Below are 13,747 nucleotides of genomic sequence, written 5' to 3'. Positions count from 1 at the left end.
TTTAAGTGAGGGGGTTAAGACTTTCAGTAATCAAGAACTAATGACTCTTTCTATCGGTAATGCGCTTAAGAGATAGCTGAGCAACGCCATAAAGCAGCAGTGCGATCAGCAAAATGCCCAAGGGTAGAAACAACCAATTATTCTGAAAAAAGCGAGATACTTTGCTCAGAGGCGTCGTATTTTCGAGACGTGTTGTCGAAGAGGAGTTTTGTAAAAATTCCAGCTTGTAGGCATCGGATTCATCGCTATAAAGGCTTTGCGGGTTGCTACTAATAAGTGCTGTATCCTCCTGTAATTGGAAGAACCAGGAATCTTTACTCAGGATCTGGCGTACTAAATCTAAGCCACTGTCGGTTTGACCAGTGAGAGCCAAAATTACTAATTGTCGGTTATCAGGAGAGACAACTTCTTTAATCACGCCTTCGGTATCAGGCAGGGTTTGAATACTACCTTGACGCGATTGGCGCAAAGAAGCATTACCTAAACTAAAACCACTGGCAGTAAACGCCTCTTGGAAAGGAAAGTTTTCCCAGTTACCAATTCCTACAAGATGGTGGGTTTTAGAGATTTCTGAGGGTAAGTTATCAGTGGTATAAGTTGCTAATTTGATAGATTCCGAGCGACTCAATCTTCCTAAGCGATCGCTCAAGGTAAGTAGAGTCAGCAGATCTGTATTAGAACTAGAATTGGGTAAAACAATCGCTGTATTCGAGAGGTCTTGAGGAGCTGCGAAGGGAAAACCCGACCGCAGCAGTTTTAGATCCGGCAATTCAATAGAAGTTTCTCGATTAAGTTTGAAGCTGGTATCGGCGTGAACTGTGCCTGTAAGTTGTTCGTCGGTAACATTACCACACTGCTCCGGTTCTCTGGGATTAAGCCGAAATGCAACTTGAATTTTCGAGTCAGGCTTGACTAAGGCAGGGGGTAAATCCACCTTCAGGGTTTTACGAATAGCACCGTTTTCCGAGTTTAACCTCGCTCCACCAATAAAAATTCCATCAAGCAAAACTTCTACAGCCGAGGTTCTGGGATTAACTTGGGGACCGTAGCTGTAAACCAGTTTCATAGAACTTCCCCGTTTAAACCGATCATCCGGCAAAGCTCGAAAATCAAACTCTATGGGTGGTGCATTAGAACCGCGAACAGTAATGTCTTGAAAAGGTTGACCATTGAGTTGAGTAGCGATCTCTTTGAGTTGGAAGGAATTTTCTATCGGTAAATAACGAGGCCATTGGTGGAGTGGTGGTGTGGGAACCTCTGTCAGGTTACTTACCAAAATTGCCTGACCAGTCCCGATTTTGTTAGTGTCTGGCTGTACTAAAAACTGTACGGCCTTGGTGACACCTTCTAGCCCATTTCCTGTGGCAACTAACACAGGAACAGCACCATCAAGGGTTGTTGAGAGCATCAGTATGCCAACATCCTCCGGTAGGGCAGACTGATTACCATCGAGAATCTGGTTACCTTGAATTGTGAAGGGTAAATCCAAAGACTTTAGCGCCGGTTGGTCAGCAGGAGTACCAATCACCACCAAGCGATCGCCCCATTCTACTTGGTTAAGATCTTCGACCAAACTAATTTCTGTGGGGCGGAAATCTGCTAACCTCCCTAGGGCAGCTTGGAAACGAGGTGCCGCCGTCAGCCAAGCATCACCGAGCCTCGGTAGTAAATAAACGATGCGATTGGGGTCTAAGCTAAGTTCGTCGAAGAAGGGATAGGGATAGCGGCTAAAGTTGAGAGGCAGTGGTTGCAGGGCGTAGCTAAAGACTACCTGTGAATCGGGCAAAATCTCAGTCCACAGGGTAACGTCTTCAGGATCGCTGCATTTGGGGTCGTTATTCTGCTGCGCCACAATAGAGAGGTCATTGTAGTCCTGAATCAATCCCTTGGGGATATCAAAAAGTACGCTTCCTACTTCGGAGTTTTTGCGATTGAGTGGTACACTGCCGACACTCCTGCCATTGACTAGCACTGTTAAATTAGAGCGATTAGCCAGCAGAGCTGGTGAGTGTTGGAAGCGAATTAAGGCTTTAGCTGTGACAGATTTTGGCTCCCAGCTCCGGGGGCGCGTAAAGCCGACTCTAGTTTCTGCCGAGACGCCTTGCAAGCGTAAGCGATTGCCCACCACAGGAGAGCGATTGAATTGCAGAACGTACTGACTTTCGGGGAGAGACTCGGCGAGAGTATCTTCTGCGGAGCTTGTCTCCTGCCGTTCTCTGGAGGGAGAGCGAGTAACTGGAGGCGGTGATTCCGCTTGAGGGGCAACGTTCCGTCGCCTTGGGGGTGGTGATGCGGGGGCTGCCTGGGATTGTTGGGGAGCTGCCCTTTGTTGAGGCGCAGGAGCCGCCCTCTGTTGAGGCGCAGGTGCCGCCTTCCGTTGGGGAGCTGGTTCACTCTGCTGTTTGCTCGGGCGGGGCGGTTGAGGCTTGTAAACTGGAGGTTTGGCAGGAGCGCTGGGTAAAGCATACTCCTGGATTAACTGGTTTTCTTGCTTTTCTAGACTGCTGTCGCTTTGGGCAAACACGACGGTAGTACTTATCCCCAGCACTAAGATCAACGTGCTGAAGAAGACTAATAGCCACCGTCGTTGAAGCCATCTGAAAGTCGAAGCAGTGGGTTGGGAGTTACGAAAGGAGGGTTTCATAGGTATGTGGTCAATCGTTGTTTGATAAGACCAAAACCAATTTGGTACTTATCTCCCGGGTGAATTGCGGAACTTGAGGAGTGCTAAACATTCACTTAAAGAATTCAATCACTATGAGCAAACCACAGGAATTTTTACAAGTAATTCAAAATATCCAACTTTTGCACCTAGTAACTGCTAAAAACGAAGGATTTTCCTACTGGGGTTGCAGTAGTCGGGGATTAATCGTTTCCGGTGGTAGTAGTGCTAACCAAACTAGGTTTTGAGTGTAGTAGGCTGATTGGTCGTCCCAGACACCCTGGTTATATTGAGGTAGAAGTTTCTCGGCTAGCAGTTGCTTGGCAGTGTCCGGAGCGATTACGCTGAAAGCAGAATAGAGCATCGCGTATTGGGAAGTAGCTTCGTAATTAACTAGCGGTCGTCCCTGAAGATTGATTCGAGCTGGTAGACGCCCTGAAGAGTCCCAACGCTGTTGTAGGTTCCGGGTGGCAGTACGCAGGTAACGTAGTGCTTCGGGAGACTGGAACCAAGCAGCATCCCAAGCAACTCTCCACCAAACACGGTAAGCATCAAAACTGTAGACGCTCTCAATTTTGCTGCTAGTTGGTAGTGGTTTGAATTGCCCAGTTTGAGTGTCCAGAGCAATCCAATCACTGGGTAAGCCTACTTGGGAAACCTGGGAAGACTTTTCTAGTGCCTGGTAGCTACTCTCTACCAAACTGAGCCAGTCATGCTCAGGGTCAACCTGAGCAAAAAGGCGAAAAGCATAGGGGGCAAAATAAGAGGGGTTGAGGTAGATGGTAGATGCTGAGGGGACAAAAGCTTCTTTTGGCCCGGGGAGTAGATAGCGCTGACCCTCTGGTACAGCTATGGTGGAAAATTGCCAAAGGTCTTGCAGTTTGAGTCGCGCTAAATCCAGGTATTCAGAGCGATTCCAACGACGAGCTGCCAGGATAAGAGCAGTAATGGCATCAATATCGGCATCACTGGCAAAATTACTGTCTATTTGCCCCCAATTACCTCCCTCAAGGCTTCCCCACTTCCATGACCAAAGCTGATCTTGAAAGTCACCCTTAGCTGAACGCCGACGTAGGTTGTTTTGCGCCCAATTTAAGGTGAGATCAAAGGTTTTGCGGTCATTAATTAACACAGCCCGCAACATGGCATAGGCTTGCCCTTCGGAGGTTGAGCGATCACTAGCTTCGTAGTCAATGACTCGCCCATCTTCTTGAATAAATCGCTCTCGGTAGATGCCCCAACTTTCTTCTAGTAGCTGCCGATTAGCCGTTGATTCGGGTAAACGGGAAGAACTCTCCACTGGTGAGTTTTGGGTGACTGGTGATGGAGATAGGGGACTTTCTGGCTGTTGTGTCGAAGGTGGGGAAATACAGCCAGCTAAACTTAACAACACAGCAATGGTAGCGGTTTTCAGCCAAGTTTTACATCCTATAGCCAGTAGCCTGTCAAGCTTTATTTGACAGATACCCTGGGGACAAGGAAGAAGTTTTTTACTGGAGCGAATTTTACTTTTACCCATTACTTCAACCATGACACTTGATAAAAGCTGTATCCCTTAAGGTCATCGCCAAAACCGCCATGTTCACCATCCTTTTGGTTTGCGCCTTAAAAACGTTCCCAGGTAGGCTGGAACCCGCGCCTTCGTAAGAAATCTTCTTGAATTTCCTGGCGTTGTCGCGTTAGGTTGCTCTCAGGATTCCCCTGCGCCATTTGTTCAAGTTGTAGCTGTTCGAGCTGGGCAAGAGCCTTTAGGGGTAAATCTTGAGCTCGATTGAGGTCAATCAGCGACTGGCGTAGCGCTAAGTCATCTGGTTTAATGGCAAGCGCTTGAGAATAAAGTTCACTGGCTGAGTCAAAACGTCTTTGTTGAAAGCGAATTCCCCCTAAAGCAGCTAGGGCTTCTCGATTGTTCGGCTGAGCTGACAATATCACCTCGTAGGCCCGACTAGCGAGATCTAGCTCATCGATGGCTTGAGCTAGTTGTCCTTGCAACAAGTAGTTAGTAATATTGCTAGGATCGCGAGCCACCAACTGTGTTACTCTTGCCCTTGCTTGAGCTGGACTGCGTTGGGCGATCGCCTGAATCAGGCGAATTTGCAGCGGCATGTTGCTAGGGTCAATCTGAAGCAGCGAATTGTATAGGGGTTCCCGCCGCCCGTCTGCTGGTAGTGCTGCAGCTAGGCTAAACAATTCTGGAGGTAAGTTGGTGGCAGGTTGAGTCTGTAGCCAATAGCTGAGAACCGCTTCTGCCTCTGACTCAGAAATCAACTCAGTTTCGTAGGCAAGACTAGCGCGAGCCAACTGCAATCTAGTATCTTGAGGATTCCGAGCAATCAACTGGTCATAAATTGCTAGCGCTTCCTGCGGTCGATTCTGGGCAAGGCGAATGCCCGACAAGCCCCGCAAGGCAGCATTAAGAATATCCTGATCTGCTGAGTTACTGGCCAGTAAACCTTGGTAACGTCGAGCAGCAGCTTCTAAAGAACCCTCGCGACGCTCAATCTCGGCGGCTAATAATTGCGGTGCTAAATCTTGAGCACCTTGGGTAGTTGCTGTATAAACTGCCAAAGCATTTCTTGCCTGTGGCAGGTCATTAGCTTCTATATACATCTGAGCAACGCGGAAATTCAAAAAAGGTGCATTAACACCAGACTGTAGAAGGCTTAGGTAGACGGGCAGCAATTCTGACCCAGGAGGTTCAATTCTGACTAAGGCAGTGGCGAGTTGTTGTTGCTCGCTGGGATTGGTGGGCAAAGTTTGCAAAGCGGCGGCAAGACTCTGGCGTAGTTGCAGCTCAGAAATCAAACCCAACTGACTTTCCAGTGCCAGCCGCTTGACTAAAAGAGTGCGGTCATTCGGTTGACTAGCTGTTAGTTGTCTATATAGTTGCAGGGCTGTTTGCCTCTCGGAGGGCAAGCCACTAAAGACATCAGCAACCTCTTGCCACAGCTTGGGTTCAGGATTGGGGTTCTCAGTTAGTGCCTGACGGTAAAGACTAGCTACTGAGGAGGCGAGGGCTTCATTTTTGGTTTGATTGCGAATTTCATTTAGCGATCGCGCCAACGGCAAAACAGCATCAGTTCTGCCTTGCAACGGCTCTAATACGGCAAAGGCTTGATTAGCAAGTCCAGAGGCTAGGTAAGCTTGGGAGAGTGCGGCACGAGTTTGGATCGCTAGTTCATCCAAACTAGTTGACTGTTTTAGCTGAGCTTCCAGAATTGTCACCGCTTGACTAGAATCACCAGTTTCTCTTAAGGCGCGGGCATAGGCAAGAGTAGCGTATCCAGTCATTTTTTCCCCAGTGGCTTGGTAACGCTTAAATAGTTCTAGTCCCTGCTGGGGGTTGCCACTGTAGGTGTAGGCTTCGGCAGCACCGAGGAGTACTTCAGGTGTAGGGTTAGCCTGTAGCACAATTTGATAATCTGCTAGTGCCTCGGCAAACTTGCCTTGATAATTGTAAAGCAATCCTCGCCAGCCAAGGGCTTCGGTGTCGTTAGGATTTAAATTGAGTAAGGTCGTAAGCGCCTCAATCCCTTGTAACTGCCACTCTGGTTTGTAGCTTGCTAAGAAACCCAGGGACTTGAGGGCCAGCTCATTAGTGGAGTCTTGAGTAAGTACCTGTTGATAAGTATCCCAGGCAGCTTCAATTAACCCTTGTCGCCTGTAAGCAATTGCTAGACCCAACTTAGCTTCTACGGACTGAGAGTTACCCCGCACAGCCTGCTCAAATAACTTGATTGCCTCCTCAACTCGCCCTTGCTTAAGCAGGGTAAAACCTTGTCGTATAGCTGAGGTGATATTCTGAGCAATTGTCTGAGCTTGCACAAGGGTTAATGGCCCGCAGATCACTAGACTTGCCATACTCCCAGCGATGGTAACGCCGATCAGAAAATGGAAAATGGAAAATGGAAAATGGAAAGTTAGTACTTTCTCTCCCCTATCTCCTTTGTCCCCCTTCTCTTCCCTCTCCCTCCTATCTACTAGGTTCAAGCGCCACTCAGTATTACCCTCCCTGAATAAGGAGAGCACTTTTGGTTTTAGGGATTGACCAAATACATGATTCATGGGGTCAATCTCCGCCGGGGAATGATATTGAATTCTGTTTTTACCCGAAACCCAGCATAGGTATCAGAAAAACCGTCGCGTTGCTGAAGGGTAAAACCGAGCCGGAGATTGGGTGCAAATCGAAAATCGTAGAATAATTCCCAAACGTCTGGCACTTCATCCCCGTTTTCCTGCCGCAGTGTCTCATTGGATAAGTTCCGGCCGTAGGCTAAGCCTAAACGGTCATCTGGGCTAAATACATCTAAGAAACTGAGTCCTAAACTGTAGGTATCTCCCCCTTGATCTAAATCGCGGTTTTCATAACGGCCATAGCGCCCAAATATTCCCATGTTCAAATCGGGAACAAAGACTTCTGCGTTAATACCGTAAGACTCTTCGCGATCGCCTGAGAGTAATCCAAATTGATCATCACCACGAGGGACGGAGAAAATTTCCTGGAAGCCACTATCTGAACCCGCATCTTTAGCCGTGGCATAGGTGCCGCGAATAATCGCATTGCCAGAACGTACACCAACTTCTCCAGCAAATCCATCTAAGGAAAAATCACCCAGATTTCGAGAAGATGAGAAGACGGCAGCTTTAGCCTCTAAGTTATCGTTGGCTGTCCAATTAACTAAAAAACCAGGACGAGAAAGAATCCCCGTAGCACTCAAGGCGGGATTAGTCTGAAAAACTGGATTAAAGAAATGGGTTACTCCGTCTTTAGCAAAACTGTTGCGGTCAAAGTAAGAAGTTAAATCTAACTGACCAACGACGAAGCGAAGATTAGGTAAATCCGCCACAGGAGCAGTCGCTACATAGAGTTCATTGATATTCAAACCCTCTTCTGGAGAGTCTGCTAACTCGTTATCTTCGCTGGTCAGATCAATAGTGGCACCAAGCAGTACTCTGGGAGTTAGCGGATAAAGACCAGACAGGCGTGCCCTGGCTACAGATTGATCGCCTTGAGTTACATAGGTTCCTTGGAAGTCTAAAGAGGGGGAATTTACTGGGGTGGTGCTACTAGGGAAGGGTTCTTGAGTGGACAACTCCTGTCCTAACTGCGTTGTGGGAGCGGTAATTGACGGTGCAAGGTTGGGTTCAGCAGTATTAGGCAGCACTTGCTGGGTTTGTCTGAAGTCATACTCAATTTGGGAAGTTGAGTTATTGCTGTTGAGGGCTACTGGACTCTCTGGAAGGGGTGCCTGGGCTGGGGGTAAGTTAGGATACTGCCCAGAGACGGCGTTGTAGTTACCGGGGTTGGCTGTGCTTGTCGGTAGTGGCGGTGGCAATGGTGCCTGGGCTGGGGGTAAGTTAGGATACTGCCCAGGGAGGGCGTTGTAGTTACCGGGGTTAGGCACCGCCATCATTACCGTGTTGGGCGGCAAGTTAGGATACTGCCCGGAGACGGCGTTGTAGTTACCAGAGTTGACTGGCACTGCTGTAGCTGGCACCGGCATGATGATCATGATTTGTGGGTAGTTGGGATACTGCCCAGAGACGGCGTTATAGTTACCAGGGTTAACTGGCACCGCTGTGGCTGGTATAGCCATCATGACGGTGTTTGGTGGTAAGTTGGGATACTGCCCAGGAGTAAAACCTGGTGGAATTGGTTGTTGAGTCTGAGCTTGAGAGAAATTAGGTAGCTGAGCCAACTTAAGCTGGGAATGATTATTTCCCTCAGCAGCCGGTAGCTCTTCTTGAAGCATCCTTTGTTGCTGAGGAAGATTGGCTTGAGCTGGTCTAATACTACTTAGTCCCAGCAGACACAAAATAGCTATTAGTTTAGCGTTAGTCCAGTTAACTTTTAGTAGAAATAGACGATTTAAAATAACAGGCTGGGCGCCATAGGAAGTCATTTAGTTCCTCGCCAGGATTTTTTGATTAGTCAATCTTTGACTGCACCCTGTTGCTAATTTAGCAAAGAGATTTATTTTATGCACGATTTAACCAATCTTAGTTTTAAGATATCTCTATTTTTAATGTTTTTAACAACTTTTTTTGATGGACACATTTTGATATTACCTACCGCTAACGTAATAACAGTAATGAAAATTGTTTATTCCAGCTAAATTTTGCTGTTAAGTACGAATTAGAACCTAGTGGTCAACTGGGAACTTTTACCTTATAAACTTACAGCGGAGAAACTACGTTTCCGGAAGTAAAACTGTGTCAAGAATCGGAAATCTTCTGATTGCGTTTAGGATCACCTAGAAGTATAGGAGTATCACTAGTATTAGTTTCGGCATTGGTTAAAGATCCCCACTTTTGCGATAGACTCTCTAAGAATTGGTCTTGGTTTGCCCGAAAATTCCCGATATTCCAGCCGCCGTTAATAATGGCAAACCAGACTAAACCACGCTCTTTTGTGGGCATAACACCAGCCAAGGCACTCACCTGTCGTAGAGTTCCGGTTTTAACAACAGTCCCAACGGGAATTTGCCGTTGCAGCATGGTTCCCCCCTGATCACGTCCCGCAACAGGAAACAAATCTGTAACCCTCAGTTGATGAGGCTCTAAAAATCGTTCAATTGCCATCAGCATGGCAACAACAGCACGGGGAGAAATTCGATTATCGACACCTAATCCCGAACCGTTAACTAGCTGAATTTCAGCTAAAGGGATGCCAGTATAGCTTGCTGCTCTTTGAGCAGTTATTATAGCACCACCAACGGATTGTGCTAACAGCTCTGCTAGGTCGTTGTTACTGTAAATGTTCATCTCTCGTAGAATTTGTGCCAGGGGCAGTGAGCGGTGGCGTAACAACAAGGATGTTTGAAACGGAGCCTTTGTGGCTACTTTGACCTTACCTGCAATTACTACTTGTGGTTTTGCTGTTCCCTGAGGCAGAGAGCGATGTCGAGCGGCGGCAAGTCTTGACCAAAGACTGGTGTTGATGGCTTGTCGGAGTTGCTGACCAGCGATTACTGGATCTTGCTCATAGTTCATGTAGAATTTGTTGACAATTACCAAATTCCCGGTGACTCGACGGATACCCAGTTCTTCGAGGCTATTGCCAAGAGCGATCGCTTCTTGCCAAATAAAAAAGGGGTCACCATAACCAGTAATCACCAAATCTCCCTGCAATACTCCCTCTTTAACTGGGCCAGTGCTGCTAACTAGAGTCTCAAATTGGTACTCTGGCCCCCATCGCTCTAGTGCTGCTAAGGTTGTGGCAATTTTGGTCAACGAAGCTGCGGGTAAGGGAACTTTACTCTGGTGAGTGGCAAGTAGATTTAGGCCTGAATGTATCCATATTCCTTGCTGGGAAGCTGCTGCTCCTTTGTCATTCCAGGCTTTGAGGTACTGACTCATAGTTGCCTGAGTAAGGGGGTCTGATTCGGTAGGCAGGGCAAAAAAAGGCATCTCCTGCCAAGCTAATATCTGGGCAGTACTCCGGCTAATGGGCAGGGTTGCCCAAACCGAACGCAGTAGAGCCATTGCTCCTGAAGACATTAGACCAGAGATAATTAGGGCAGAAACTACCAATTCAGAGCAAAATCTTGGCAATCGTGGTGACATCCCTTCTCCTTTGCTGTGGGTTGAAAGTGCTTAGTTTATGGTGCTTTATTTTAGAGATTCGACGATGGGTTAAGCTTGAAGCAAGCTAAAAGTTTTACGAACAGAGGTTTTAGTTGCGTAACTTATGTTACATATTCCTTAGAACCGCACGTAGGGCTTCTGGTAGAATCTTGGAGGTTTCTACAACTTTGAGTAATGGCATCGACTCGCGCACGGATCGCAATTGACGCTATGGGAGGGGATCACGCCCCTGAAGAAATCGTTGCTGGAGCTATTAGGGCACAGGCCGAGTTGGGTGTAGAGGTTTTATTGGTGGGTGATCCTCAGCAAATTGAATCCTCCCTAAAGCAACATACCAGTTCGTGCCAGCTAGAAATTGTAGCTGCTGAAGACGTCGTTGCCATGGAAGAGGAGCCTTTGGTGAGCTTGAAACGCAAGCCCAAGGCATCGATTAACGTGGCAATGGATTTAGTCAAGAAAAAGCGTGCTGATGCTGTGGTTTCTGCTGGTCACTCTGGAGCAGCCATGGCCTCTGCTCTACTGCGCTTAGGACGTTTGCGAGGCATTGATCGTCCGGCAATTGGCGCAGTGTTTCCGACACTGGTAGTTGGCAAACCAGTCATCGTCTTGGACGTTGGGGCAAATGTTGATTGCCGCCCTAAATATCTAGAGCAGTTTGCCGTGATGGGAACGGTATACAGTCAGTATGTGTTAGGTGTTAAGGAACCTAAGGTGGGACTACTCAATATTGGGGAAGAGCCCTCTAAGGGAAATGATTTGGCAACCCGCACTTACCAGTTGCTGCAAGAGAACTCCCGAGTTACCTTTATCGGCAACGCTGAGGGTAGAGATGTTCTTTCAGGTAACTTTGATGTAATTGTCTGCGATGGGTTTGTCGGCAATGTGTTGCTTAAGTTTGCCGAAGCTGTGGGTGAGGTGGTGCTGCAAATTCTGCGGGAGGAATTGCCTCACGGTATAACAGGTCAGTTGGGTACAGCTTTACTCAAACCTAACCTCAGGCGCATTAAGCAGCGTATCGACCATGCAGAACACGGAGGCGGATTGCTGTTGGGAGTAGCAGGAATTTGTATTATTAGTCATGGCAGCTCTCAGGCACCGTCAATCTTTAATGCAATTCGCTTAGCCAAAGAAGCGATCGATAATTGTGTCCTGGAGAGAATTCAGTCCCAAAGTTTCAAAAACATCGAGCAATCAGCAGCTAGTATTCAGAAAAGTGAGGAGTGAGGAGTGAGGAGTCACAGGTCAGGAGTTGGCACAATCAATGACTCTTTTTTTTCTCGGTTGCTCGATTTTGATTCGTTACCCCTTACCCCTCAACTTCTGTACATCCAAGCAACCGACGGAGAATAGTGTTGAATCAATTAGGGGCAGGAATCGCAATCACTGGGGTAGGTTCTGCAAAGCCAGAAACCGTTCTCGATAATCATCATCTCAGCCAAATGGTTGAGACTTCTGATGAGTGGATTCAGACTCGGACGGGAATTCGTCAACGGCGTTTGCTGGATGCCCAAGGCTCTCTGAGTGAGATGGCCAGCGCTGCTGCTCACAAGGCAATGGCGATGGCAGGACTTTCCCCGGTGAACCTGGATCTGATTATCTTAGCAACCTCGACAGCCGATGACTTGTTTGGCAGTGCTTGTCAAATTCAGGCATCATTGGGGGCGTCCAATGCAGTTGCTTTTGACCTAACAGCAGCTTGCTCAGGATTTGTCTTTGGTATGGTGACAGCAGCCCAGTTTATCCGTACAGGCGTTTACAGAAATGTCTTGCTCATTGGTGCCGATGTCCTTTCACGCTGGGTCGATTGGTCAGATCGTTGTACCTGTGTGTTATTTGGCGACGGCGCTGGAGCTGTGGTTATGCAAGCTAACCAACAAGACCGCCTTCTGGGGTTTGAAATTCGCAGTGATGGTAATCAGAATGGCTCGCTGAAGCTAGCATATGATGCACGCACTCAAGAAATTGTCAAAGGTGTTACCGTTAGTCGAGGCTGCTATCAGCCGATCACCATGAACGGTAAGGAAGTTTACCGTTTTGCTGTGCAAAAAGTGCCAGAAGTCATTGATAAAGCCTTATTCTGGGCTAATCTCACTACTGACCAGGTAGACTGGCTGGTTTTACACCAAGCGAATCAAAGGATTCTTGATGCTGTTGCCCAACGCCTCAAGATTCCTAGTGAAAAAGTCTTGACTAATCTTAGTAATTATGGGAATACTTCTGCGGCTTCTATACCTCTAGTCCTAGACGAAGGAGTGCAGCAAGGCAAAATTAAACCAGGAGATATTATTGCGGCTTCTGGTTTTGGTGCTGGACTAACTTGGGGTTCTGCGATTTTTCAGTGGGGAAGGTAATGCATCGAGCTTTCGCTGATAACTTGAGTCGCAAGTTTTTTAAGAGCGCCATCAACTGAACCAAAATATTGCTAACTTGGCAGTGAACTACCAGCAGTTTTTCTACAAAAGAAGTTGAGGAATTAAACAAGTTGCTTCCGAACCTTGATAGGCTGGAAACAGTCGCCAGTAGCTTTGTATAAGGAGAATAAAACTTGAAAACTCAGACTACACAAAGCTTTACATCTATAATTCTAGGAGTTTTAGCGGCAGCAGTCCTGCTCATCGGCTTTAATTCTTTTGTAATTATTAACCCAGGCCAGGCAGGAGTCATCAGTATTTTGGGTAAAGCCAGAGATGGCGCTTTATTAGAAGGAATCCATATTAAACCACCACTGGTTTCAGCAGTGGATGTGTATGATGTGACGGTGCAAAAATTTGAAGTTCCGGCGCAGAGTTCTACCAAAGATTTGCAAGATTTATCGGCAAGCTTTGCGATTAACTTTCGTCTCGATCCTACACAAGTAGTTAAGATCAGAAGGACACAAGGAACTCTACAAAATATAGTCTCAAAAATTATTGCACCTCAGACTCAGGAATCTTTTAAAGTCGCTGCCGCCAGGAGAACAGTTGAAGAAGCAATCACCAAAAGGGACGAACTTAAACAAGACTTTGATATGGCTTTAGGTGAGCGCTTAGAAAAGTACGGAATTATTGTACTTGATACCAGCGTAGTTGACTTAGACTTTTCCCCAGAGTTCTCTAAGGCAGTTGAGGATAAACAAATTGCCGAACAACGTGCGCAAAGAGCTGTCTATGTAGCGCGAGAAGCTGAGCAAGAAGCACAAGGAGATATTAATCGCGCTAAGGGTAAAGCCGAGGCTCAAAGACTACTCGCGGAAACCCTGAAAGCTCAAGGTGGTGAATTGGTACTTCAGAAGGAAGCGATTGAAGCCTGGAGACAAGGAGGAGCTCAGATGCCGAAAGTCTTGGTTGTGGGTAGCGACTCCAAGAGTAGTGTTCCCTTTCTCTTTAACCTAGGTAATCTTCAGGAGTAAAACTTCTAGGTTAAGAAACTATTTTATCGCTGTCAGTTTTGACTTCTACAGTAACCCGCTTTCACGAAAAAAGCGGGTTATTTATTTACTGTTAGTCAAAATAAATATAG

Annotated in this window: 8 protein-coding genes; 3 read left to right on the top strand and 5 right to left on the bottom strand. The window is 47.1% G+C overall.

The features are described from left to right. Positions 1 to 37: 37 nt before the first annotated feature. The 5 genes from ACT7WV_RS06945 to ACT7WV_RS06925 all read right to left on the bottom strand — a co-directional run bounded on the left by ACT7WV_RS06945 (position 38) and on the right by ACT7WV_RS06925 (position 10,228). Positions 38 to 2,644 (bottom strand): cellulose biosynthesis cyclic di-GMP-binding regulatory protein BcsB, encoded by a 2,607-nt coding sequence (locus tag ACT7WV_RS06945; RefSeq protein WP_445102206.1) that lies wholly within the window; start codon positions 2,642 to 2,644, stop codon positions 38 to 40. Between the two features lie 196 nt (positions 2,645 to 2,840). Next, positions 2,841 to 4,193 (bottom strand): glycosyl hydrolase family 8, encoded by a 1,353-nt coding sequence (locus ACT7WV_RS06940; protein ID WP_445102205.1) that lies wholly within the window; start codon positions 4,191 to 4,193, stop codon positions 2,841 to 2,843. A 74-nt stretch (positions 4,194 to 4,267) separates the two neighbouring features. Next, positions 4,268 to 6,727: a tetratricopeptide repeat protein gene (locus ACT7WV_RS06935; protein WP_445102204.1), complete on the bottom strand. Its 2,460-nt coding sequence runs from the start codon at positions 6,725 to 6,727 to the stop codon at positions 4,268 to 4,270. Continuing rightward, entirely contained in the window at positions 6,724 to 8,565 is a 1,842-nt protein-coding gene (locus tag ACT7WV_RS06930) for a hypothetical protein (RefSeq protein ID WP_445102203.1), read from the bottom strand. Before ACT7WV_RS06930 ends, ACT7WV_RS06935 begins: the two co-directional genes overlap by 4 nt. 313 nt (positions 8,566 to 8,878) lie before the next feature. Next, a complete protein-coding gene (locus ACT7WV_RS06925) occupies positions 8,879 to 10,228 on the bottom strand; it encodes a D-alanyl-D-alanine carboxypeptidase (protein ID WP_445102202.1) in 1,350 nt (449 codons plus the stop codon). A 195-nt stretch (positions 10,229 to 10,423) separates the two neighbouring features. Here ACT7WV_RS06925 and plsX point away from each other — a divergent pair, with 195 nt between their 5' ends. The 3 genes from plsX (at position 10,424) to ACT7WV_RS06910 (ending at position 13,637) form a co-directional block, all read left to right on the top strand. Beyond that, a complete protein-coding gene (gene plsX / locus ACT7WV_RS06920; RefSeq protein ID WP_445102201.1) occupies positions 10,424 to 11,473 on the top strand; it encodes a phosphate acyltransferase PlsX in 1,050 nt (349 codons plus the stop codon). Between the two features lie 128 nt (positions 11,474 to 11,601). Beyond that, on the top strand, positions 11,602 to 12,600 hold the full coding sequence (locus ACT7WV_RS06915) for a beta-ketoacyl-ACP synthase 3 (RefSeq protein WP_463424227.1): 999 nt from the start codon (positions 11,602 to 11,604) through the stop codon (positions 12,598 to 12,600). Positions 12,601 to 12,794: 194 nt separating this feature from the next. After that, positions 12,795 to 13,637, top strand: a complete 843-nt coding sequence (locus ACT7WV_RS06910) for a prohibitin family protein (RefSeq protein ID WP_445102199.1) — start codon at positions 12,795 to 12,797, stop codon at positions 13,635 to 13,637. The last annotated feature ends 110 nt before the right edge of the window (positions 13,638 to 13,747 follow it).

This window comes from Symploca atlantica LB2515 (assembly GCF_052546295.1).
The sequence above is the reverse complement of the archived record's forward strand: the minus strand, read 5'-3'. Positions and strand labels throughout refer to the sequence as shown.

Excerpts from the sequence above, each read along its gene's own strand:
- ACT7WV_RS06945 (WP_445102206.1), bottom strand. The coding sequence starts at position 2,644 with ATGAAACCCTCCTTTCGTAACTCCCAACCCACTGCTTCGACTTTCAGA.
- ACT7WV_RS06940 (WP_445102205.1), bottom strand. The coding sequence starts at position 4,193 with ATGGTTGAAGTAATGGGTAAAAGTAAAATTCGCTCCAGTAAAAAACTT.
- ACT7WV_RS06935 (WP_445102204.1), bottom strand. The coding sequence starts at position 6,727 with ATGAATCATGTATTTGGTCAATCCCTAAAACCAAAAGTGCTCTCCTTA.
- ACT7WV_RS06930 (WP_445102203.1), bottom strand. The coding sequence starts at position 8,565 with ATGACTTCCTATGGCGCCCAGCCTGTTATTTTAAATCGTCTATTTCTA.
- ACT7WV_RS06925 (WP_445102202.1), bottom strand. The coding sequence starts at position 10,228 with ATGTCACCACGATTGCCAAGATTTTGCTCTGAATTGGTAGTTTCTGCC.
- plsX (WP_445102201.1), top strand. The coding sequence starts at position 10,424 with ATGGCATCGACTCGCGCACGGATCGCAATTGACGCTATGGGAGGGGAT.